Raw genomic sequence first — 20,930 nt, 5'->3', positions numbered from 1 at the left:
TTGTTCAGGCGAGCCGTTCGGCAATCGCCTTGCCCACTTCCGTGGTGTTAGCCCGGCCACCGAGATCGCCAGTAAGCGGACCTTCCTTGAGCACCGCCTCGATCGCGGCGAGCATCGCATCGTGAGCCTCACGCTCGGCCCCCTGGTGGTTGCCGAGGAAGTCGAGCATCATCGCCGCCGACCAGACCATCGCGATCGGATTGGCGATGTTCTTGCCGAAGATATCGGGCGCCGAGCCGTGAACCGGTTCGAACAACGAAGGAAACTTGCGTTCGGGATTCATGTTCGCCGAGGGCGCGAGGCCGATCGTCCCCGTACACGCGGGACCGAGATCGGACAGTATGTCGCCGAACAGATTGGTCGCCACGACCACGTCGAAGCGGTCCGGATTCAGCACGAAGCGCGCGCAGAGAATGTCGATGTGCTGCTTGTCCCACGTCACATCCGGATACTGCGCCGCGATGCCGGCGGCGCATTTGTCCCACCACGGCATGCTGATCGCGATGCCGTTGCTCTTCGTCGCGACGGTGATCTTCTTGCGTTCGCGCCGTTGCGCGAGGTCGAATGCGAACTTCAGGACGCGCTCGCTGCCGTGACGCGTGAACACGGACTCCTGCAGCACGAACTCACGGTCCGTGCCTTCGAACATCACGCCGCCCACCGACGAATACTCCCCCTCGGTGTTCTCGCGCACGATCCAGAAATCGATGTCGCCTGCCTTGCGCCCTGCGAGCGGTGAAGGCACGCCGGCAAAGAGACGCGCGGGACGCAGGTTGATGTACTGATCAAATTCGCGCCGGAACTTCAGCAGCGATCCCCACAGCGAGATATGGTCAGGCACCGTCTCCGGCCAGCCGACCGCACCGAACAGGATCGCATCCATGGGCTGCAGTTGCGCTTTCCAGTCGTCTGGCATCATCTGACCATGCCTCGCGTAGTAGTCGCAGCTTGCCCATTCGATGTGCTTGAATTCCAGCGCGATACCGAATTTTTTGCTGACGGCTTCCAGCGCGCGCAACCCCTCCGGCATCACTTCCTTGCCAATGCCATCTCCGGGGATGACGGCGATGCGGTACGGCTTGTTCATGTGACTCTCCTCTGCAGATAACGAATGGTCCATTGAGCGACCCGGCGAATTGCGCAGGTTTCTCTTTCAAAAGATGGGGCCTCGGGATTCATTTTCGCTCTAACGCGAGAATCACGCAGCCAGCTGCCCTACACGGTGGCCACAGGCGTCACTGGGGAGCCCACTGCGCCCGGCAAACGCAGCGGCGGTGCGGTAAGCAGAAACCGGCTGCGTCCGTTTGCGTGCAACCAGTCGGCAAGTTCGCTCAGATGCCACAGTTCGCCGAGATACACGCCCAGCCGGAACAGACAGAGATCATGCAACGGATGCGAGGCATACCGATCACTTTCAGTGGCTTTGGGCGGCAACATCTCCACAGCGGCGTTGTCCGAGATCAGCGCTACCACTTCGGATTCGACAATCCAGTCGCGCAATTTCTCGTCCCGGCCGTCGAGCGCAGCGAAACTTTGGTTCAGGCGGCTCATGTCGGGATTGCCGGCCATTTCGATCAACGCCTCATCCGTACCGGTACGCAGACAGACCATGTCGCCTGGCTCGACATCCACGCCTTGAGCGTCCATCGCTTCGCTCAACTCGGCGTAACCAACAGCGACCTTCTTCGTGCCGAAATGACGCTTGAGGTCGATCATGACGCCGCGTCCTTGCACACCCGTCGCAGCCATGTTTTCGATCCCGAGGCGCTTCGCACCCACAGGATGCTCCACGACACGTTCGTTACCATTCCGGTAATCGATCGGCCCGACGATATCCTCTCCCGCGCGAAAGCCGTTATAGAAGACCATTTCCGGCACACCATCGCCCATGAGATCAAACCACTGCCCCATATGCGCGAGGCTGTCCCACTGCGTCGAGTACTGGAGCGCCAGATGGACCGTGTCGTCGCAGATGACATCCAGTAGATGAGGGTTATCGCGTGACAGCGGGTACGTCATGTTCGGGCGGCTGCCACGCCGCGTCGGCTCGATGCGGGGCGGTTGGCGGCGCGGATTAAGCGCCGTCCCGCCCGGACAGTCGAGCGGCAAACTCAGACAGAAAACGCGACCTTCACTGACTTCTCGTATGCCCTGGAGGACCTTCTCTGGCGTCAGCAGATTGAGCCGTCCAAGTTGATCGTCGGGACCGAAGTCGCCCCAGTTTGAATCCTCCGGCCGTTGATTCCACCGCCGGGCACTGCTTGACCGCATCATCTCACTACATCTCCTATGGCAAACCTCGCGTCTTCGTCGGCACCATCCCGACCTGACCGGGTCTCTGGACCAACTTCCTCGTCGGGCATCCAGCGCGACGTATTGAAGACACTGATGGCGATGATCAACAACGCCCCTGCGGCGATAAACGACGCCATCGAAAATCTGAGTCCGAGCGACGGCGTCACAAGCGCGATCACGTAGGGCGCAGCCACGCTCACCGAAGTCATCGCGTAGCTAATGCCGATGCCAGTTGCCCGAGCTGCGACCGGGAAGCGCCGCGCCTGATAGAGCGGCAGGATGCCGAATAGTCCGTTCGCGAACATGCCCATCAGAAATGCGCCGGCACCCAGCTGAAAGTGATCGGAAACAAGCGTGTAGAGGACCGTGGACGGAATCACGATCGTCATGAAGACAATGATGGTCAAGCGCTCGCCGAAACGGCTCGCCGCATAACCTGAAAGCGGCTTGCCAATCACCGAGCCGACCGAATAAGCCACGATAAAAGGAAATATCGAACCCGAGTCCAGATGTTGAGTCGTGAGCAGGAACGTCGGATAAAGCACCTGTACGGCCCAAAGCATGAAGTTGATGCCTGCCGAAAACGCCCAGGCCTGCGCGACAGCAGGATTGAATACGAACGGCTTGAACTTTCGACCTTCCTTTTTGTGTTGCTGCTGACGCACCCAGTCGTCCGATTCCTTGACGTTACGACGCAGGAAAAGCGTAAGCAGTGCAGGCACTACGCCGATAAAAAACATCCAGCGCCAGCCGAGCACCGGAAACAAAAAATGGAACGAGAGTGCCGCCAGCATGTAGCCGAACTCGTAGCCCGCGACCATGATGCCGGAGGCAAGCGGACGGATTTTTTCGGGTACGGTCTCCATCAACAGCGATACGGAGGCCGTCCATTCACCGCCGAACCCGAGGCCAAACAGGATGCGTAACGCCATGAACGACGCATAGCTCCATGCGAGCCCACTCAAGCCGGCGGCGCACGAAAACCACAGTACGGCAGCCATAAACGCGAACTTTCGGCCAAAGCGATCGGCAGCGAGTCCCCACCCAATCGTGCCAGCGATCTTGGCGAAACCCGTGGCGGTGACGATGAACGCCATCGCAGGCAGACCCACGTCGAACACCGTGCGCAGATGCGGAATCAGAAACAGAAGGATGGTGAAGTCGAACGCGTCGAGCGCCCAGCCTGCTGTCGCGGCGAAAATAATGTGCCAATGCTTCCTGAGCAAAGCTGCATTCGAATGTGTCGCCCCTTCCGCGAAGGTAGCGGGCTCCATTGCGTTGTGGGGCATGGATTGTCTCCTGATGGGTCAAAGTCCGACGTGATACGGGGCTTACGCCCCGCTTTTATCGCTCTGGTTTGCACCGCCCATGCTTATGCTTGCCGGGTCCGTGCGCCATGGTTCATTGCTCGATGAATTCCCGGGCAAGCTTGCGAGCCGCGTTCGCGAACATGAGAATGTCCACACCGGTCGCGACGAATGTGCAGCCAAGCTCGAGATAGCGGCGCGCGAGTGTCTGGTCCGATGTCAACGTGCCGGCTGCCTTACCCGAAGCGACGATGGTGCGAATCGCCCCCTCGATCGCCTTCTGTACCTCCGGATGAGTGGGCTTGCCGCGATATCCCATCGACGCTGCCAGATCCGCCGGGCCGATGAATACACCATCGACACCGTCGACCTCGCAGATCGCCTGTAGATTCTCGAGCGCCGTGACGGTCTCCGCTTGCACGAGCAGACAGATTTCGCTGTCCGCAATGTCCAGATAGTCGGCACGCGAGCTCCAGCGCGACGCACGTCCCACCGCACTGCCCACGCCACGAATTCCGTGCGGCGGATAGCGCACAGCGGCGACGCTCGCGCGAGCCTGATCGGCGGTATCGATCATCGGAATCAGCAGGTTGCGCGCGCCGATATCGAGCAAGCGCTTGAGCAACGCCGGATCGGCGTTCACAGGACGCACGACGGGTTCGGCGCGATAAGGCGCAACGGCCTGCAATTGCCCAAGAATGCTGCGCACGTCGTTCGGAGCGTGCTCTGCGTCGATCAACAGCCATTCAAAGCCAGCGGTCGCGCTGACTTCGGCCAGATAGGAATCGGCCATCGAAAGCCAGAAGCCGATCTGCTCCTGGCCGTTTGCGAGCGCCGTCTTGAACGGATTAAGCACGGACGTCGACGTTGCGTTCATCACGATTTCTAGCCTCCATGGGGACTTGATTGAACTGGATGGGTTCCACTTTGCCGAGCAGGAACAGATAGTTGAGCATTGCAATCACGATCAGCGCCGACGAGAACAGCAATGCCGCAACGAAGGAACCGGTTGAACCCACGATCGCACCCGTGACAACCGGGCCGACTACGCCGCCCATGTTCGAAACGGTGTTCTGGATACCCGCAACGCGTGACACCATGTTGCGTGGCGCGACATCTCCGGGCAGTGCCCAGACCTGGGATGCAGCGACGGTCGTGCCTGATTTCGCCACGCAGAGCAACGCGACAGCCACCAAAGGTGACGCGGCGAACGCCGCGAAGCCGATGCTCGAGGCCATCAACAGGCCGATGATGAGAAACAGTTTGCGGGTTGCCGTGAGCGAGAGCCGTCCCGAGGCATATACGCGATCCGAGGCCCAGCCTGCGAAGATCTCGACGACCATCGAAAGAATGAGCGGCAACGAAGCCATGAAGCCCATTTCCATCATGCTCATGCCGCGTTCCTTGACGAGGTACGTCGGCAACCACGTGATGAAGAAGTAAGAGTTGTAGTTGATCATGAAGAAGCCGATACACATGGCCCAGATGTTCCGGTGTGCGAACAGTCGGTACCAGGGAACATCGGCAAGCGCGGCACCGTTCTGGCGCGGCGCTTCTTCATCGGCGCGAATGTAGGCGAGTTCGGATGCGCTGACACGCCGATGATCGGCCGGCGAGTTCTTGAACACCAACACCCAGACCACGCACCAGACCAGCCCAAGCGCGCCGGTAATCGCAAACGTGACTTTCCAGTCGAAGACCGCCAGCAGCCAGGCAATCAACGGAAGCGCGATGGCGCCGCCAAGCTTCGATCCGCTATCGAAGATGCCCGCGACGGTGGCGCGCTCCTGGCGCGGAAACCACCGCGTCGCGATGCCCGCATTGCTCGGATAGGAGCCCGCTTCGCCCACACCCAGCATCACCCTCAGCGCCACGAGCGATTTGAAACCGCTGGCGAGTCCGGTCACGGCCGTCGCGAGCGACCACCAGAATACGGCCATGCCCAGTACGATCTTCTGCCCGAATCGGTCGGCAAGCATGCCTGCGGGCAGTTGCAGCAGCGCGTAGGACCAGAAGAACGCCGACATCACGATGCCCATCTCCATGGCGCCAAGATGGAACTCGGACTGAAGATGGGGTGCCGCGGCGGATAGCACCGTCCGGTCAATGTAGTTGATCGCAATGGCTGACCACATCAGGCCGGCCACCACCCAGCGCACTTTGCTGCGGGGCTCCTGTTGCAACGCTTGGCTCAATCTCTGTCTCCGATTTTGTTGTTGGTGCGAGGCGGCGCTTCAGCTCACGATGCCCATGTGCCAGGGCACAAACTCGTGATCGCCCAGGCCGAGCAGTTCGCTGCGGGTACGTTCGCCCGATGCGGCCCGCAGGATGTGCTGGAAGATGTCCTCGCCCATTTCTTCGACTGAGCGTTCGCCATCGAGGATCAGTCCGCAGTTGATATCCATGTCGTCGCGCAGCCGCTCGAACATCGGCGTGTTGCTTGCGAGCTTGATCGTGGGCGCGGGCTTCGAACCGAACATGGAGCCGCGGCCGGTCGTGAAGCAGATCAGGTTTGCACCGCTGGCGATCTGCCCGGTCACCGCGACGGGGTCGTAGCCGGGCGAGTCCATGAAGACGAAGCCGGCGCGATCGATCGGCTCGGCGTATTCGTAGACGGCCTGCAGCGGCGTCGTCCCGCCTTTCATCGCGGAACCAAGCGATTTCTCGAAGATGTTGGCAAGTCCGCCTTGCTGATTACCCGGTCCTACGACGCCATTGAACTGGCCATTCTGGCCGCGCGTGTACTGCTCCCACCACGTAAGCCGGTCGAGCAGTTTCTGGCCGACCTCCGGCGTCACCGCGCGGCGCGTCAGCATGTATTCGACACCATGAATTTCGGGGGTTTCGGAAAGGATCGCGGTGCCGCCGTGGCGCACCAGAATATCCATCGCCGCGCCCAGGGCCGGGTTCGCCGTGATGCCGGAAAAGCCGTCGGAGCCGCCGCATTCCAGACCGATCTTGATGTGACTCGCGGGCACCGGACTGCGGCGAATATCGTTCGCGGCCGGCAGCATCTGCTCTATGGCAGCGATCCCTGCCGCGATCGTCGCACGGGTGCCGCCCTCGTCCTGCATGACCAGCGTGTGGACCGCGGCACCGGCCTGAAGCCCCTGCGATTCGAGCAAGGCGCCGACCTGATTGCGTTCGCAGCCTAGCCCGACGATCAGCACGCCGCCAAGATTCGGATGACGCGCATAGCCGGCGAGCGTGCGGCGCAAGACATCGAAGTGTTCGCTAGGCGAAGACATCCCGCAGCCGCTGGTCTGCGCAAACGCGACCACGCCGTCGACATTCGGGTAACGTGCGAGCCGCTCAGGCGTAAACCACGCGGCGATATTCTTGATGACGGTAGAAGAGCAGTTGACCGAGGCCAGAATGCCGATGAAGTTGCGCGTGGCGACGCGCCCATCGGGTCGCACGATACCGTTGAAGGTTGCCCGTTCGGCTTCTGCAATGTACTCGACGGGACGCACATCCAGGCAGAAACCCGGATCGCGTTCGAAATCGATCAACTCGACGTTGTGCGTATGGACGTGATCACCCGCCTCGATGTCGCGAGCGGCCCGGCCAATGATGGTGTCGTATTTGCGGATGGCCGCGCCCCGCGGAATATGTTGCGCCGCCACTTTATGACCCGCGGCAACCTGGGCGCGCATGCGGATGGCCGCATCGCCAATGGAAAGCTGTTGCCCGATGGACAACGCCTCGCGCGCGATCAGCACATTGTCCGCGGCGTTAAGCCGGATTAGCGGCTCGTTCACCATCATCTCACCAGCCTGCGACATACACGTCTCCTGTCTCTGCAAGTCCTGCGGCACCTGTTCCGCTTATCTTCGGACAAATGTTACCGGTTTATGTAACCGGTAACATAGGGCGCATGGTAGTATGCTTTTGAGACAATTACCAGCAACTTTTTTCGGGCCCGAGTGATCAACGACGTGAGCAAAACGCCTACTTCCCTGCTTGCCCCTGTCGAACGAAGCGCCTCGCGGCGCGCCCGCAAGAACTCCGGGCGCGTCACGCTCAGCGATCTTGCAGCGCTCGTTGGCGTGACCAAGGTGACCGTCTCACGCGCACTGAATACGCCGGAACTGGTCTCGGTCGATACGCTGGAACGCATCCGCGAGGCGGTCCGGCAAACCGGCTACACCCCTGATCTCATCGCAGGATCGCTGGCATCGACACGCAGCGATCTCATCGTCGCACTGATCCCCGCGATGGGTGGTAGCGTGTTTCAGGAGACCGTCGAGGCCCTCACAAGCGAGCTTGCCGCGTCGGGCTATCAGTTGCTGATCGGGCAAAGCGGTTACGACGAGTCGCGCGAGGACGCGCTACTCGATGCAGTGATTGGCCGCCGGCCGGCCGGCATCGTGCTGACCGGCGTCGTTCACTCCCAGAGTGCGCGGCAAAAACTGCATGCGAGCGGCATCCCGGTTGTCGAGACCTGGGATCTGACGAGCGAGCCGATCGACATGCTGGTCGGCTTCTCGCATGAGCAGGTTGGCAAAGCCGCGGCAAAATTCCTGAAGAAGCGTGGCGCGCGGCGCCCCGCTGTCTTCACACCCAGTGACCGGCGCGCGCAGGCTCGCACCAAGGCGTTCCTTGAAGCGTTCGGTGGCGCCAAGACGAGCCCCGCCATCCCCGTGGTGACGATCGAGTCACCGGCAAATCTCGGCGACGGGCGGCGGGCGTTGAAGGACTTGCTTGAGAAAGATGCCGATATCGACGCCGTTTTCTGCGGCGCGGATAGCCTTGCGTTGGGCGTATTGATGGAAGCCGAGAGCCAGGGTATTGCAGTGCCTGGACGGCTGCGTGTGATTGGCTACGGTGACCAGAATTTTGCCAGGGACACCACGCCGCCTTTGTCGACCATGAGAATCGATGGCACGCGAATCGGCTCGCTCGCGGCGACCATGCTCGTCAACCGGATTGAAAACGGTCCGGACTCCGAGCAGATGGTCGACGTCGGGTTTAATCTGATCGAGCGGGATAGCACCTGACGCCGTCGGCCCCATAGCAGCACCGTCCTGTTTCATACCTTCTTCATTGCTTCAGTTCGCCATTCAGGAGTGTTGGCCGATGTCGACTTCGTCATCAGGTTCCGTGCGCCACGGTAGTACTACTTTGGTCACGTCACTGGTCGCTGCCGCGTTCTTCATGGAAAACCTCGACGGTTCGATTATTGCCACGGCATTGCCGCAGATGGCGCAATCGTTTCATATCAGGCCAGTAGAACTAAGTATCGGTATCACGTCTTATCTGCTGACGCTTGCCGTATTTATTCCGATCAGTGGATGGATTGCCGATCGCGTCGGCGTTCGCAACGTTTTCACCGCGGCCCTCGCGATCTTCACCGGTGCATCGATACTCTGCGGCCTGACCGGCAATCTCGTCGAATTCACTGGCGCACGCATCTTGCAGGGCATAGGCGGCGCAATGATGGTGCCAGTCGGACGTCTCGCTGTGCTGCGCGTCACGCCCAAGGAACAGCTGGTGCGCGCGATCTCGGTGATCACATGGCCGGGGCTGGTCGCGCCGGTCCTCGGGCCACCGCTCGGTGGATTCATCACGACATACTTCACGTGGCGCTGGATTTTCTATCTGAACCTGCCGCTGGGCTTGATAGGGATGGCGCTGGCCTGGCGTTTCCTCAGCGCGGAGCGCGACACGGCTTCCCGCCCTTTCGACTTACTGGGCTTTGTGCTGACCGGCGTTGCGGGCACCTCGGTCATGTATGCGATGGAGGCAATCGGCCGCGCCGACACGTCCTGGCACTCGTCGCTGGTGTTTCTCGTGGTCGGCTTCGTGGCCTGCGCGGTAGCCTGGTTCCATCTTCGCCGCACCGCGCATCCGATGATCGATGTGTCCGCGTTCCGGATCAAGACGTTCGTGGTGGCGATCTCCGGCGGTTCGCTATTCCGGATCTCGATCGGCGCGGTGCCGTTTCTGTTGCCCTTGATGTTTCAGGTTGGCTTTGGCATGAACCCGTTTCAGTCGGGCTTGCTAACGCTCGCTGTGTTTGCGGGCAATCTGTCGACGAAACTCGTTACGACGCAAATCCTGCAGCGTTTCGGCTTCCGGACCGTGCTCGTCTACAACGGCGCGTTTGCCGCAGTCACACTCGCAAGCATGAGCCTGCTAAGGCCGACCACGGGGTATGGATGGATTCTCGGCGCACTGTTCGTCAGCGGCGTCGCACGTTCGTTGCAATTTACCGCCATCAATACGCTCGGTTTCGCTGACGTTCCAAAACCGCAGATGAGCGGCGCCTCGACCTTGTCGAGCACGATGAGTCAGATGACAATGGGGATGGGCGTCGCAGCCGGCGCAATCGCGCTGCGAATCGCCTCGTGGTGGCACGGCCACGACGCTCAAACATTAGTGCCGGCAGATTTCAGCATCGCCTTTCTGATGGTGGCAGCGTTAAGCGTGATTGCGATATTCGACGTGTTTACGTTAGCCCCCGACGCGGGCGAACACGTCAGCGGGCATCGACGGAGCGTCGGCAAATCTTGACGGCTAAGCGGCTTTCGCCGCAGTTCGCAACTCGCCTAACAGCGCTTTTCCTGACCATGCAGGGCGTGCGTCGGCTCGCTCGGCTTCGTGCACGAGCTGGCAGAGTCGTTCGTTCACCGGCGCCGTTTGCCCCAGACGTTGCGCGAGGCGCATCACTTCGCCGTTGATCCAGTCAACTTCCGTAGCGCGCCCTGCCTCCAAATCGTCGGACATGGACGAACGCGCGAGGGGATCGATCGTCAGCATTGCGCGACCGACGCGTTCGAACAACGCATCAGGCAAGCGAAGAGCGCGCGGTATCCAGTTGGCGGGAAGCGGCGTCACTTTGACTGGCCGTATGCCGGCCCGCTTCAGAAGCGCGAGCGCTTCTTCCTGCGCCATAGCGAGGCAAACCCGGTACGCGCGTTGCGAAAGCTCTTCCTTGAGAGGCCGGTTCGCGAGCGCATTGATTGCGTTGTTGAGGTTGAGCAACAGCTTGGCCCATTGCACGGGCCGCATATCGTCGTGCTGAATCAGCGGCAGTCCTGCATTCCTGAATGCTTCGACGAACGGCTGCATGGCCGGCGTATGCCGGATCTCCAGTTCGCCGCCCGAGCCTTGATGAAACGCACCCGGGCCGCGTTCGACGACATTGAATGGCACCATCCCTTCCAGCACCGTGTGCTGTGGCAGCGCGGCACGCAACACGTCCGCGTTGCCAACGCCGTTCTGGAAGCTCACAACGATCGTGCCGGGGCGGAGCACACCGGCCAGCTCTGCTGCGGCCGTAGGCGTCGCGGCAGATTTGACGGTGACAAGCACGAGATCGGCGGCGGCGGCGCTCGCCGCGTCCGTTGATACGTCGATCCGCTCCGGTGGCGCATGCCAGCGGCTATCGTCGTGCCGCGACAGTGTGATGCCTCGATCGCGCAACTGGTCGGCCACGCGCGCACGTCCGATGAAAGTGACGTCGCTGCCCGCGGCAAGAAGTCGTCCGCCGACATAGCAGCCAATCGAGCCAGCGCCATAGATAAAGATCTTTGCCATGCTGGTTCTCACGGTTAGTCAGCGTATCCGGGACTGCGACGGTCAAGCCGGCGCAGCAGGCCTGGCCATGCCAGCGCTCCTGGCGTGCCGCTTGTTACCGCACGGATCTGTTCCTTGATGCCGGCGAGAATCGACTGGGGGATCGGAGTCAGCTTTGCGCCACCCGACTGAGCACGTACCTGAATCATGCAGGACGCCTCAAAGAAATACATGGCGACGAAGGCGTCTGCCGGCGAAGCGCCAACCGTCAGCAGGCCGTGGTTGCGCAGCATCAGATACGTGTTGCTTCCGAGGTCCCGAACGAGACGCGGTTTCTCGGCTTCGTTAAGTGCGATGCCCTCGTAGTCATGGTAGCCGAGCGATGCCAGCACCCCAAGCGATTGCTGGGAGAGCGGCAACAAGCCCGCTTCCTGCGCCGACACTGCAACGCCGTTGACCGAGTGCGTGTGCATCACGCACAGCGCATCTTCGCGGGCCGCGTGCACAGCGCTATGGATCGTAAAGCCAGCCGGGTTGACGTCATAAGGCGATTCGACAACCTTGCGGCCGTTGAGGTCCACCTTGACCAGCGACGACGCGGTGATTTCGTCGAACATCAGGCCATACGGGTTGATCAGGAAATGGTGTTCGGGGCCGGGCACGCGCGCCGAGATGTGCGTAAACACCAGGTCGTCCCACCCGAACAGCGCAACGAGGCGATACGCCGCCGCTAGATTGACTCGCGCTTCCCATTCGGCAGATGAAACTTCGTTCTTCAGACTGAGATTAGATGAGGCCACGTCGACACTCCTTATTCGATGATTCAAGCATGGGATAACCCAGGACAACGGCGAGTCCCCATGATGTTCGCGAACCGGCCTAAAATCTGTCGGGTACACGACAGGTCGACGCACCAATGGAATCCAGCCAGAACCGCTACCGGACGCAACTCGAAACGACGCCGTGGTTCCGCGGCCTGTCGGTCGAGTTGCGGGACTATCTGGTCAGCCACGCCAGCCTGGTGACGCTGGAAAGGGGTGAAGTCCTGTATCGGCGTGGCGAACAGTCTTACGGTCTGTATGCTGTGCTCGGCGGTGCGCTTGCTATCGGCACAGTCGGGGTGGACGGGAAGGAGGCGTTGCTTGCGGTATTAGGACCGACTGCGTGGGTGGGAGAAATCTCGCTGTTCGATGGGTTGCCACGCCCGAACAACGCCACCGCGGTTAGCAGGACGCTTCTGCTGCACGTGCCCGAGGCTGCGCTGAAAGACCTGCTCGACACCGCGCCCCGTTATTGGCGCGATTTTGCGTTGTTGATGGCTCAAAGACTCCGGCTTTCGTTCGACAACGCTGAAGCGATGACCTTGCTACCCGCGGCGCAGCGCGTGGCGAACCGCTTGCTGTCAATTGCGGGCGGGTACGGCGGTCTCAATGCGGCGCAGAACAGGATAAGGCTCTCGCAAGACAGTCTCGCTTCAATGGTGTCGCTGTCGCGGCAGACCACGAATCAGTTGCTCAAGAATCTGGAGAGTCAACGGATAGTGAGTCTGAAATCCGGGGAGATCACCATTCTTGATTTTGACCGGTTGAGGGCGGCTAGTCTTGGGGATCTCGAGACGTGAGGGATGTCGATGTCGCTGCGTATGCCCTACGTCCGCTCGAAAAGACTTCAAGCCGAATATGCCCGCAAAAATCTCTTTCGCGTAGCTTATAGTTTGGTTAAGCTGATCTCAATCGACACGACTACGTGGAGCCGACATGGAAGTGAGCACAGAAACGCTTGTTGACATGCTGCGGGAAGTGGAAGCTGACGATCCCATCGATTACGCGGACCTCCCGTTTGGTGAGCAGGAACTCAGACGTCTCGTGATGAGTTCGCTAGTCGAGCGTCACCATCTGGTCGAAGCAGGCATGTCGGTCTCCGACGTTCACGCGCTATACCTGCTAAGCACGGCCAAGCTGGTCCTCGAAAACACGGTGCTCCACGCAAGACTGCTCATGCTCCAGGGCCAACAGGTCGATGTGCAGTCGCTGCTAGCTCCCTTTACCCTAAAAGGGAAATCGTGACCGGCTCTGCGCCGATCGATTGAATCCGGCACGTCGCCGAGGGTTGTTCGGGCGAGACCTCCAGGCTCACGAGCGTCGCAAACTGCGAGCCGCTGCGCGAGCAGCAAGAATTCCTCCGAGCGCGCCACCAAGATGGCTTTGCCACGACACGCCGGGGTAAACCGGCATCACGCCCAAGAACATAGTCAGCCCGTAGCTGCCTGCCACGAACAGCGCCACCAGCATCGCGAGGATCTGCCGCGTGTAGTGAGCCCGCGCAACCAGATAGCCAGCGTAGCCGAACACCAGACCGCTAGCGCCGATGTGCACCGTGTAAGGCGCACCAAGCAGCCAGGCGCACAGGCCCGCGCCAAGCATTGCGCCGATTGTCGCCTGCCAGAAGTTCGCGATGCGCGGCCACATGCATAGCCAGCCCAGGATGATCAGTGGACCCGTGTTCGACACGATATGCATCACGTTTGCATGCAACCACGGAGCGAACAGGATGCCCTGCAGCCCGCTGAGCGTACGCGGCACCACTCCGTGTCGATTCAATTGCAGGAACGGCAACGCGGCCGACAGAAAAAAGATCACCCACATCGAACCGACAAAGGCACCGAGAAGGAAAATGCGTGCCCTAAGCTGCGCAAACAGCGAGTCGGCGGTGGAGGTCGGGCGTGCGAGCCGTATCGAGGGTTGTGGCATGACGAGTCACTTTACCAATGTGCCATCGCGGGGTAGTCGCGTCGCGAGCCTGCCCCTTTTGACATGCATAGTAGCGGAATCCAATTTGCCCGGCAAAGTCAATTCCGGACAGGTGGGCATCACAGCAGGACACGCCAACCAGGCATAGGCGGGGGCGATTTCCGCGCTGCGGCACAGCGTTTGCTACGGACTGACACCGACGCCGTGCAGCAATAACAGCGCGGAAATCAATCCAACCGTATCAAGTGCCGGAGGCTTAAATGGACTTCCCCGTTACCGAAGAGCAGATCAGAACGCTTGCCTTTTACCTCTGGGAGAAAGACGGCAGTCCGGAAGGCAAGTCTGACGAGTACTGGCTAAAAGCGCAGAGGCAACTGGCCGGTGAGGACAAGGCACAGGACGAGCCACCGTCCGTGACGCCAAACGACGTCTGAGGTGCGGACGCCTTATTTTCCGACTAGCGCAAGTCAGCCTTGGCGCGAACGCTGAGGCGCCAATCAATAAGCGGCGAAGTCCAGAGTATCATCAACCCATCACGCATTCGGAGGGGCTGAATTGCCGTTACCCGCAAGCACCATCAAACTCGCTGTTCTGATTCCCTGCATGCTGTTTAGCGCAAGCTCGTGGGCCACCGACATCCAGTGCGAGAGCACGCGCCAGCCCGCCCAGCGGATCATTTGCGACCACGCGATTCTGAATCATGAGTACGATGACGTCTATGAGCAGCAGCAAAGGCTTCTGCAAGAGGGAAAGCTGACGCCGAGCGATGTTGCCGCCTGGAAACAAAAGCGCGACGCCTGCACTGACGTGCACTGCATTGATGGCGTTTTCGCTGAAGCGAACAGCACCGTCGACAAGAGTCCCGCGAATATCGTCGCGGCGCCTGTCATGACCGCATCGGAAGCGCTTGGGCCTGCCTCAGGTGCGTTGCCCGCCTCTCAGGTCGCCGCTCAAGTCGCCTCTGCGGCAAGCCAGCAAGCGTCGAGTGTCCCCGTCTCACGCCAGGGAAGCGCTTATGGCGTGGCGCTGCCGCAGTCGGTTCCGGCGGCTGCGTCCGCCCCGGCTGAGGTCAGTGCGGCATCCGCGAACACCGTTACGGCAACCGGGAATTCGTCCAGTCCGTTCTTCATCGTTCCTGGCCTTCTGTTCGTTATTGTCGTATTAGGCGTGGGCGCGATGATGATATATCGAAGGAAGCGCGAAAGATAACTGGAGACAAAACGGCTAGCTAAACTTGCTGTATCGCACTGGCTACGAGGTAGACAAGATGGCGGACCACCCTGAAATCAAGGCACTCGTGTTCGATGTGTTCGGAACGGTTGTCGATTGGCGCAATGGTGTCGCTCGCGACGTAGGCCCATTCCTCAGCCGACACGCGCTGGCGATTGACCCGTTTGAATTTGCAGACGCGTGGCGGCGTGAGTACACACCGGCAATGGAAGAGATACGAAGCGGACGGCGCCCATTCGTCAGGCTCGATGTATTGCATAAGGAAAACCTGGCCAAGGCAATGGTCGCCTATGGAATCGATCCGGGTTCAATTCCTGACGATGAACTCGACGAACTGAACCACGCCTGGCATCGGCTCGACCCATGGCCCGATTCCGTCGAGGGACTGCTAAGACTCAAGCGCCGCTTCATGATCGCGCCGCTCTCGAATGGCAACATCCGGCTGATGGTGGATATGGCCAAACGGGCTGCCCTTCCTTGGGACGCGATTCTCGGCGCGGAGGTCGTTCGGGCATACAAGCCGTCGCCACAAGTCTATACCGACACCGTCGAAATCCTTGGTCTGAAACCCGCCGAGGTTTGCATGGTTGCAGCCCACAACGGTGACCTGGCCGCAGCGAGACAGTGTGGGCTAAAGACAGCATTCGTCATACGACCAACCGAACACGGACCCGCTCAACAGAGCGACCTGCATCCCACACAGGCGTGGGACTTTGTAGCATCGGATATGAACGATCTGGCTACGAAGCTGGGATGCCCTACCTAGCCGTCAAGCGACAAGGAGGTCACTGTGAACGAGCCAGACCTGAGTACCCTCTACCGGAACTACCTGGATTGCCTGAATAGACGGGATTGGTCGTCGCTAGGCCAGTTCGTCGGCGACGACGTCATCCACAACGGCCGACCGTTTGGCTTGTCGGGTTACCGCGAAATGTTGGAGCAGGACGTTCGCGACATTCCGGACTTGCGCTTCGATATCGAACTGCTGGTAACCGAACCTCCGGTTATCGCAAGCCGTCTGCGCTTTAACTGCTCTCCCAAGGGCACTTTCCTCGGATTGCACATCGACGGCAAGCGCATCACTTTCACGGAGAACGTCTTCTACGCGTTCCGCGACGGAAAGATCGCGCAGGTATGGTCGGTGATCGACAAAAGCGCGATCGAAGCGCAAATATAATCTGCTCCACATTGCGACCGGCAATGTGGAGCGCCGTTAAAAGCGATACCCGATAGAAACAAACGAAATGATGGGATTGAGCTTGAGCTTCGTGGTGCTCGTCACAGTCCCGGCCTCCGCCGTGTGCGTCGTTAAAGTGGCTCGCGTCGATAGCCACATATACGACAACGACGCATCCACCGACCAGTGTTTGTCTATGTTATAGGCGAACCCCGCGTTGATGACCGGCGCAAAAGAACTGCTCAGCTTCGCCGTCGTAGTTCCCTCCAGCGCAGTTCCATAGGTGCTCGAGTACAGATAGCTGCCACTCGACACGGCCTGGCTCAATTTCACGCCGCTATACCAGACGTACGATCCACCTGCGCCCAGGTATGGCCGGAAGTGGCTCTGCGCGTCGTTGAAGTAGTACTTCAGGAGCAGCGTCGGACTCCATTCGTAGGCCGAGCCGAGCTGCCCAAGCTCCGCAAGCGAACCGGTGCCGCTCAGATGGAATTTTGGCGGTATGCCGAATACTGCGGTGGTGGCGATGTGATCGGTAATGAAATAGGTGCCCGTAATGCCGAACGTGTCGGAGTCGTCAACCGACGCGCCCGTACCACTCTCCGTCACGCTCGTGCCAAGGGCATTGACCGTAAGCGGTTTACTCGAGTCCTGCGGCGAGAGATGGAACCATCCAAGGTTCGCGACAAAATCGCCAGCGCTTTGCGCATGCGCCCCAGTACTCGCCAACAATGCAGCCGCCAGCGCGATCACGCGAATCTTCCTCATCTTGTCTCCTCCGTTTAGGTCAGTTTTTTGATAAATCAGAGGCGATTCTATGCGTACGCTCGTTCGATTCGCTATCCTATCTGTCGAATGTTGTCTCTGAAATTTGGTAAGGATTTTTGCGCTGGCGAATTAGTTCGGCATGCTTTGAATATGTGTGATCTCATTCAACGCAGCGATTGGACAAAGCCAAAAGCCCGCTGGTTAGAGCGGGCTTCCGGTTGCCTTTTGTGGAAGAAAACACTTTTGCGTCGTCGCGTCACCTGGAACATGACAACGCAATGTCATTTAACCGCAGCAGAAACTCGGTATGCAAGGGCTAGCGCGAAGATGTTGGCCTCGACTCCCTTCTCTTTTCTTACCTGCATTCAAGCGTCGACGCTAAGCTTTCGACGGCTCAAACAGCCTCGCTGCCGAAGCGAGATAAAGCGGCGACGGCTGGCGACGGTCCTCGCAAAGACATGTGTAGGTCATCTTGATCACATGATCATCGTCCGAGGCGACCGCCATCTGGCACAACTCGCTCCAGTTAACCGCGATATTCGGAAAGCTCGTTTCCGTATTGGCTGGTCTGCCGATCATTGCGTAAGCTGCACTTAGCGCAACCCACAAGCCGGGCAGCAATTGCTCGACGAGGCTATCGTGAAGCTCGGCAAAGACGATTCGCGCGGCGCGCGTTGCCGTGACCGTGTGCAGCAATGTGAAGTCGGGTTTGCGCCAGTATGCGGCAATCGTCGCTCGCGCCAGATCGTCCAGCAAGGCCGCACTGGCGGGAGGCGCAAGGACCGCCGTGCCAAACCGCACATCGCTTGCAACGGCGCGCAAGCGTGCCGTGATCGAGCTACCGGCGAACACCGTACCGCTTAATGCGCGAGCGGCGTGATCGAATCCAGCATCGGCACTCTCAGCCCTCGGATTTTTGTCCAGGCTAACGTCAATAGGCAGATGCGACGAAATCAACGACGCCAGCCCCGCTGCAATCTCGCCGGCATGCCCCGCTTCAATGCCGTAGGCCAGCCTGATAAGCGAATGAAAGGCCTGCGTAGCAGGCGCGAAAGGAACCGCTTGCAGCACTGCCGTGATTACCGGAACAGCACCGGCGTCTACGATCCAGTCCAAGAAGCAAAGTCGTAAAGCACCGAATGCCTCACGTTCGCCCACGTGTCGCTTCCAATCGTTACGGGAGATAGTCGCGTCAACAGGCGGTGCACTCAAGGCGTACTCGCGCTCCCACATATCGAAGAACGCTTGCAGTCGATCTGGCGACGCCCCCATTTCCGCCAATGCAACAAGCGCCATTGGGCAGTGATTGGTTGTACCTCTTGCGGCAAGGTCGAAACGTGCGTTCGCATCCAGAAGCTCACTCAACTTGAGCCGAACCGAGTCGCTGTGCATGTGACCGTCTCTCAGTCAAAGGAAGAAGGTCCCATTGTGAAAGTTCAAGTAAACTTGAAGTCAAGAGCAAATACCCGGGAGCGTCATGAACGAGACGACAATCACCATCGGCGAGCTTGCGAAGCGCTCCGGCGTGGCGACAAGTGCGATCCGCTTCTACGAGGAACAGGGGCTGATTAGCAGCACCCGAACGGACGGCGGTCAACGGCAGTATCGAAGGGAGACGCTGCGCCGGGTCGGGTTTATCCGCGCCGCACAGGCCGTTGGATTGAATCTGGCGGAGATCCGCTCCGCGCTTGACGCGTTGCCCGGGCAGCGCACTCCGACCAAACAGGATTGGGAGCGACTCTCACGGGCGTGGCAGCCTTTGCTCCAGGAGCGCATAGACGGACTGATCGCTTTGCGCGATCAGCTTGCGTCCTGTGTGGGCTGCGGATGCCTGTCGTTGAAATCCTGCTCGCTCTACAACCCCGAAGACGTCGCCCGACGGCGCGGCAGCGGTGCCCGCTATCTACTGGGCGACCCTTCGCATGCGGTGCTGGCCGAGGCTAAAGGCCAATCTTGAGTACGCACTTTTCGTCCGTGCATGCAGGATGGATTTTCAGGCCGAGTCGCCTGGAAATGGTCATTCGGTTTCGGGCAAATGCACGGTAGAAGGCACGGAATGCAGGACGATTCAAGCCGGCGTTGTAGGCTCGGAAGGTCAAAAGTCGCTGCGCTACCTGCCGCGACAACTTCCCCTTCAATCCCCACCCGGCATCGCGGGACAAACCACCTGCGGATTAGCAAACTCCACGCGATTCCGCCCGCCTCGCTTCGCTTTATACAAGGCGGAGTCCGCTAGCCCGTATGCAGTATCGAAGTCAGTGCGAGCAGAATTTGCGCTGACTCCAAAACTCGCGGTAATACGACGATTCACCGGCGCAGGGAAGACGTGGCTACCAATCGCCCCGCGCATCTTCTCCGCCAGTTGCAATGCGTCGGTGAGTCCATACCCCGGCAACAACACCGTAAATTCCTCACCGCCGACGCGACCGATAACACCCTCTTCACCAACGATGCGCCGCAAACAATCGACAATGCCGAGTATCACCGCGTCCCCAACAGGATGTCCGTAGTCGTCGTTTACTTTTTTAAAGTCGTCGATATCGAGCAGGATCATCACGGCCCGATCGGCGCGCAGCGCTTTGATCGTCCGCTCGATCACGGCGCTACGATTCAATACATTGGTCAGCGCATCGTGCGTCGCACGATATTGCAGCTGTTGCGTCAGTGCATGCATCTCACGCTCAGCGCGGTCGCTGCGGCCAATCAGGCGGCGCGTCTCGCGCATCAGGCGTTCGAAATTTCCGATCAGCTCAGCCAGCGCCAGACGACACTGCTCCGCGTCGGCGTCGGCGTTCGCATGGATCGCGCGCGCCTTCTCCAGCGCCTCGCTCTCGGTCTTAAACAGGTCCGGAGCGTCGTTCGCAGCTGCGTCCGATGAGGAAGTTGAGCCCACCGTGGCCGCCCTTACGTCGCAACCGGGCAATCGTTGAACTCGATTGCCGTGAAATCGGCTTGCAGTTCCTCGCCAAACTCGAGAATGGTTTCGTCCTCGGCGTCCCGGAACCATCTCACCACCACGCGGTTCCCAGATGAAGCGGCCTGATCCAACGCGTCGAACACGCTGAACAGCATCTTCGTGCTCGAACTGTTGAAGTAAGTCAGCGTGACTTCCACTGTGATGACGGCATCGCTGCAACCCGCAAGGTACGCGCGAAGCCGCTCGATCACCGGAGCATAAAACGCGGCTGCGTTCTCAGGGTAAGACTCGCCCCTGAACGTCAGAACGTTCTGGTCAAATTGAAAATCGATTTCCGGCGACGTACTCGTGGCCGCGATATGAAGGTTGTCCATGGTGCCGACTCGTCCCTAGGTCAGATGATGGTCTTGAGGCAAAACAGCGTGGTTTCAGGGGCATCGACACGCGGATAAAAGGCAAATTCCAGCGGAGCGCTCGCGTCGCGAGCCATTGTCAGAAACCCGAGCCCTGCGCCCTTGCTCTCTTCTGGCGTATCGGAGCGCAGCGATATTTTGTACGCCTGCTTGATTTCTTCAAGCGACATATTGCACAACGGCTCAAGCCTCTCGCGCAGATGGCTCACAGCCGACGTCGCAACAGGATTCACGCATAACATGAGATGACGTTCACCGTCCGTCGTGATGCACACCGCGCCTTCACGGATGGCCCCGCCGGTCCCGCCGCCCTCGGCGAGCGAATCGGACGAATAGTGAATGATGTTCTGCGAGAGTTCGATAAACGACGAAAACAATTTGCGCCGGGTCGGCGCGTTGATGCCGGCCACTTCCAGTTGCAGTTTCACGACCTCACTCATCGCCGCGACTATGCTATGGGAGAAGTAGCCCTTGTGATAAAAAAGCAGGTTGCGCCTCTGAGCAAGTTCGAAAAACGCGGCATCCTGTTCTAAGAGTTCAAACATATTCATG

General features: G+C 59.8%; 23 protein-coding genes. 9 read left to right on the top strand and 14 right to left on the bottom strand.

The genetic code is table 11. From position 1 onward, the window contains the following. Nucleotides 1-4 precede the first annotated feature (4 nt). From BUS06_RS24820 to BUS06_RS24795, 6 genes are all read right to left on the bottom strand, one after another. Complete coding sequence (locus BUS06_RS24820; RefSeq protein WP_074267061.1) at nucleotides 5-1,087, bottom strand: tartrate dehydrogenase; 1,083 nt, start codon at nucleotides 1,085-1,087, stop codon at nucleotides 5-7. 128 nt (nucleotides 1,088-1,215) lie between these two features. Beyond that, complete coding sequence (locus BUS06_RS24815) at nucleotides 1,216-2,274, bottom strand: cyclase family protein (RefSeq protein WP_254368952.1); 1,059 nt, start codon at nucleotides 2,272-2,274, stop codon at nucleotides 1,216-1,218. Continuing rightward, nucleotides 2,271-3,584 (bottom strand): MFS transporter, encoded by a 1,314-nt coding sequence (locus BUS06_RS24810; RefSeq protein WP_083611584.1) that lies wholly within the window; start codon nucleotides 3,582-3,584, stop codon nucleotides 2,271-2,273. The genes BUS06_RS24815 and BUS06_RS24810 overlap by 4 nt, the downstream gene beginning before the upstream one ends. Before the next feature lie 112 nt (nucleotides 3,585-3,696). Then, the gene (gene hpaI / locus BUS06_RS24805) at nucleotides 3,697-4,479 is read right to left on the bottom strand and encodes a 4-hydroxy-2-oxoheptanedioate aldolase (protein WP_074267059.1); all 783 of its coding nucleotides are present in this window, start codon (nucleotides 4,477-4,479) and stop codon (nucleotides 3,697-3,699) included. Continuing rightward, complete coding sequence (locus tag BUS06_RS24800; RefSeq protein WP_074269272.1) at nucleotides 4,451-5,737, bottom strand: MFS transporter; 1,287 nt, start codon at nucleotides 5,735-5,737, stop codon at nucleotides 4,451-4,453. Before BUS06_RS24800 ends, hpaI begins: the two co-directional genes overlap by 29 nt. Before the next feature lie 99 nt (nucleotides 5,738-5,836). Beyond that, complete coding sequence (locus BUS06_RS24795; protein WP_143787734.1) at nucleotides 5,837-7,366, bottom strand: UxaA family hydrolase; 1,530 nt, start codon at nucleotides 7,364-7,366, stop codon at nucleotides 5,837-5,839. A 174-nt stretch (nucleotides 7,367-7,540) separates the two neighbouring features. Between BUS06_RS24795 and BUS06_RS24790 the strand changes: the two genes are divergently transcribed. Next, nucleotides 7,541-8,602, top strand: coding sequence for a LacI family DNA-binding transcriptional regulator (locus BUS06_RS24790; protein WP_074269271.1), 1,062 nt, complete (start codon nucleotides 7,541-7,543; stop codon nucleotides 8,600-8,602). Between the two features lie 79 nt (nucleotides 8,603-8,681). Next, a complete protein-coding gene (locus BUS06_RS24785; protein WP_074267057.1) occupies nucleotides 8,682-10,118 on the top strand; it encodes an MFS transporter in 1,437 nt (478 codons plus the stop codon). A gap of 3 nt (nucleotides 10,119-10,121) precedes the next feature. Here the strand turns inward: BUS06_RS24785 and BUS06_RS24780 are convergent, their stop codons facing one another. Both BUS06_RS24780 and BUS06_RS24775 read right to left on the bottom strand, forming a co-directional pair. Continuing rightward, nucleotides 10,122-11,144, bottom strand: a complete 1,023-nt coding sequence (locus BUS06_RS24780) for a 2-dehydropantoate 2-reductase (protein WP_074267056.1) — start codon at nucleotides 11,142-11,144, stop codon at nucleotides 10,122-10,124. A gap of 14 nt (nucleotides 11,145-11,158) precedes the next feature. After that, nucleotides 11,159-11,923: a class II aldolase/adducin family protein gene (locus BUS06_RS24775; protein ID WP_074267055.1), complete on the bottom strand. Its 765-nt coding sequence runs from the start codon at nucleotides 11,921-11,923 to the stop codon at nucleotides 11,159-11,161. Nucleotides 11,924-12,039: 116 nt separating this feature from the next. Between BUS06_RS24775 and BUS06_RS24770 the strand changes: the two genes are divergently transcribed. Both BUS06_RS24770 and BUS06_RS24765 read left to right on the top strand, forming a co-directional pair. Further along, nucleotides 12,040-12,744, top strand: coding sequence for a Crp/Fnr family transcriptional regulator (locus BUS06_RS24770; protein ID WP_074267054.1), 705 nt, complete (start codon nucleotides 12,040-12,042; stop codon nucleotides 12,742-12,744). A 136-nt stretch (nucleotides 12,745-12,880) separates the two neighbouring features. Further along, nucleotides 12,881-13,189 (top strand): hypothetical protein, encoded by a 309-nt coding sequence (locus tag BUS06_RS24765; protein WP_074267053.1) that lies wholly within the window; start codon nucleotides 12,881-12,883, stop codon nucleotides 13,187-13,189. 66 nt (nucleotides 13,190-13,255) lie between these two features. Here the strand turns inward: BUS06_RS24765 and BUS06_RS24760 are convergent, their stop codons facing one another. Then, nucleotides 13,256-13,873 (bottom strand): rhomboid family intramembrane serine protease, encoded by a 618-nt coding sequence (locus BUS06_RS24760; protein WP_074267052.1) that lies wholly within the window; start codon nucleotides 13,871-13,873, stop codon nucleotides 13,256-13,258. A gap of 260 nt (nucleotides 13,874-14,133) precedes the next feature. Here BUS06_RS24760 and BUS06_RS24755 point away from each other — a divergent pair, with 260 nt between their 5' ends. The 4 genes from BUS06_RS24755 (at nucleotide 14,134) to BUS06_RS24740 (ending at nucleotide 16,280) form a co-directional block, all read left to right on the top strand. Next, nucleotides 14,134-14,307, top strand: coding sequence for a DUF2934 domain-containing protein (locus BUS06_RS24755; protein ID WP_074267051.1), 174 nt, complete (start codon nucleotides 14,134-14,136; stop codon nucleotides 14,305-14,307). A 121-nt stretch (nucleotides 14,308-14,428) separates the two neighbouring features. Beyond that, nucleotides 14,429-15,082 (top strand): hypothetical protein, encoded by a 654-nt coding sequence (locus tag BUS06_RS24750; protein ID WP_254368950.1) that lies wholly within the window; start codon nucleotides 14,429-14,431, stop codon nucleotides 15,080-15,082. A 58-nt stretch (nucleotides 15,083-15,140) separates the two neighbouring features. After that, nucleotides 15,141-15,869, top strand: a complete 729-nt coding sequence (locus tag BUS06_RS24745) for a haloacid dehalogenase type II (protein WP_074269270.1) — start codon at nucleotides 15,141-15,143, stop codon at nucleotides 15,867-15,869. A 24-nt stretch (nucleotides 15,870-15,893) separates the two neighbouring features. Continuing rightward, the gene (locus tag BUS06_RS24740; RefSeq protein WP_074267049.1) at nucleotides 15,894-16,280 is read left to right on the top strand and encodes an ester cyclase; all 387 of its coding nucleotides are present in this window, start codon (nucleotides 15,894-15,896) and stop codon (nucleotides 16,278-16,280) included. A 36-nt stretch (nucleotides 16,281-16,316) separates the two neighbouring features. Here the strand turns inward: BUS06_RS24740 and BUS06_RS24735 are convergent, their stop codons facing one another. Together BUS06_RS24735 and BUS06_RS24730 are read right to left on the bottom strand one after the other, a co-directional pair. Next, nucleotides 16,317-17,048 (bottom strand): OmpW/AlkL family protein, encoded by a 732-nt coding sequence (locus BUS06_RS24735; protein WP_074267048.1) that lies wholly within the window; start codon nucleotides 17,046-17,048, stop codon nucleotides 16,317-16,319. 378 nt (nucleotides 17,049-17,426) lie between these two features. Further along, the gene (locus tag BUS06_RS24730; RefSeq protein ID WP_254369078.1) at nucleotides 17,427-18,320 is read right to left on the bottom strand and encodes a questin oxidase family protein; all 894 of its coding nucleotides are present in this window, start codon (nucleotides 18,318-18,320) and stop codon (nucleotides 17,427-17,429) included. A gap of 205 nt (nucleotides 18,321-18,525) precedes the next feature. On the opposite strand from BUS06_RS24730, the gene soxR reads away from it, so the two are divergent. Continuing rightward, nucleotides 18,526-19,005 (top strand): redox-sensitive transcriptional activator SoxR, encoded by a 480-nt coding sequence (soxR, locus tag BUS06_RS24725; RefSeq protein ID WP_174567548.1) that lies wholly within the window; start codon nucleotides 18,526-18,528, stop codon nucleotides 19,003-19,005. Nucleotides 19,006-19,182: 177 nt separating this feature from the next. Here the strand turns inward: soxR and BUS06_RS24720 are convergent, their stop codons facing one another. From BUS06_RS24720 to BUS06_RS24710, 3 genes are read right to left on the bottom strand one after another with little or no spacing between them, the layout of a single operon-like run. Next, nucleotides 19,183-19,941 carry a GGDEF domain-containing protein gene (locus tag BUS06_RS24720; RefSeq protein ID WP_074267045.1) on the bottom strand — a complete coding sequence of 253 codons (759 nt, stop codon included), beginning with the start codon at nucleotides 19,939-19,941 and terminating at the stop codon, nucleotides 19,183-19,185. Between the two features lie 11 nt (nucleotides 19,942-19,952). Beyond that, on the bottom strand, nucleotides 19,953-20,339 hold the full coding sequence (locus BUS06_RS24715) for a DUF1987 domain-containing protein (RefSeq protein WP_074267044.1): 387 nt from the start codon (nucleotides 20,337-20,339) through the stop codon (nucleotides 19,953-19,955). A 20-nt stretch (nucleotides 20,340-20,359) separates the two neighbouring features. Further along, a complete protein-coding gene (locus BUS06_RS24710) occupies nucleotides 20,360-20,923 on the bottom strand; it encodes a SiaB family protein kinase (RefSeq protein ID WP_074267043.1) in 564 nt (187 codons plus the stop codon). Nucleotides 20,924-20,930: the final 7 nt, after the last annotated feature.

The organism is Paraburkholderia phenazinium, from assembly GCF_900141745.1.
GTDB lineage: Bacteria > Pseudomonadota > Gammaproteobacteria > Burkholderiales > Burkholderiaceae > Paraburkholderia > Paraburkholderia phenazinium_B.
Note: the sequence above shows the minus strand (reverse complement) of the source record. Positions and strands in the feature narration are given on the sequence as shown.

What these genes read in the sequence shown, in the direction of transcription:
- BUS06_RS24820 (WP_074267061.1), bottom strand. Translation starts at nt 1,087, where the DNA reads ATGAACAAGCCGTACCGCATCGCCGTCATCCCCGGAGATGGCATTGGC.
- BUS06_RS24815 (WP_254368952.1), bottom strand. Translation starts at nt 2,274, where the DNA reads ATGATGCGGTCAAGCAGTGCCCGGCGGTGGAATCAACGGCCGGAGGAT.
- BUS06_RS24810 (WP_083611584.1), bottom strand. Translation starts at nt 3,584, where the DNA reads ATGCCCCACAACGCAATGGAGCCCGCTACCTTCGCGGAAGGGGCGACA.
- hpaI (WP_074267059.1), bottom strand. Translation starts at nt 4,479, where the DNA reads ATGAACGCAACGTCGACGTCCGTGCTTAATCCGTTCAAGACGGCGCTC.
- BUS06_RS24800 (WP_074269272.1), bottom strand. Translation starts at nt 5,737, where the DNA reads ATGTGGTCAGCCATTGCGATCAACTACATTGACCGGACGGTGCTATCC.
- BUS06_RS24795 (WP_143787734.1), bottom strand. Translation starts at nt 7,366, where the DNA reads ATGGTGAACGAGCCGCTAATCCGGCTTAACGCCGCGGACAATGTGCTG.
- BUS06_RS24785 (WP_074267057.1), top strand. Translation starts at nt 8,682, where the DNA reads ATGTCGACTTCGTCATCAGGTTCCGTGCGCCACGGTAGTACTACTTTG.
- BUS06_RS24780 (WP_074267056.1), bottom strand. Translation starts at nt 11,144, where the DNA reads ATGGCAAAGATCTTTATCTATGGCGCTGGCTCGATTGGCTGCTATGTC.
- BUS06_RS24770 (WP_074267054.1), top strand. Translation starts at nt 12,040, where the DNA reads ATGGAATCCAGCCAGAACCGCTACCGGACGCAACTCGAAACGACGCCG.
- BUS06_RS24765 (WP_074267053.1), top strand. Translation starts at nt 12,881, where the DNA reads ATGGAAGTGAGCACAGAAACGCTTGTTGACATGCTGCGGGAAGTGGAA.
- BUS06_RS24760 (WP_074267052.1), bottom strand. Translation starts at nt 13,873, where the DNA reads ATGCCACAACCCTCGATACGGCTCGCACGCCCGACCTCCACCGCCGAC.
- BUS06_RS24755 (WP_074267051.1), top strand. Translation starts at nt 14,134, where the DNA reads ATGGACTTCCCCGTTACCGAAGAGCAGATCAGAACGCTTGCCTTTTAC.
- BUS06_RS24745 (WP_074269270.1), top strand. Translation starts at nt 15,141, where the DNA reads ATGGCGGACCACCCTGAAATCAAGGCACTCGTGTTCGATGTGTTCGGA.
- BUS06_RS24735 (WP_074267048.1), bottom strand. Translation starts at nt 17,048, where the DNA reads ATGAGGAAGATTCGCGTGATCGCGCTGGCGGCTGCATTGTTGGCGAGT.
- BUS06_RS24730 (WP_254369078.1), bottom strand. Translation starts at nt 18,320, where the DNA reads ATGGGGGCGTCGCCAGATCGACTGCAAGCGTTCTTCGATATGTGGGAG.
- soxR (WP_174567548.1), top strand. Translation starts at nt 18,526, where the DNA reads ATGAACGAGACGACAATCACCATCGGCGAGCTTGCGAAGCGCTCCGGC.
- BUS06_RS24715 (WP_074267044.1), bottom strand. Translation starts at nt 20,339, where the DNA reads ATGGACAACCTTCATATCGCGGCCACGAGTACGTCGCCGGAAATCGAT.
- BUS06_RS24710 (WP_074267043.1), bottom strand. Translation starts at nt 20,923, where the DNA reads ATGTTTGAACTCTTAGAACAGGATGCCGCGTTTTTCGAACTTGCTCAG.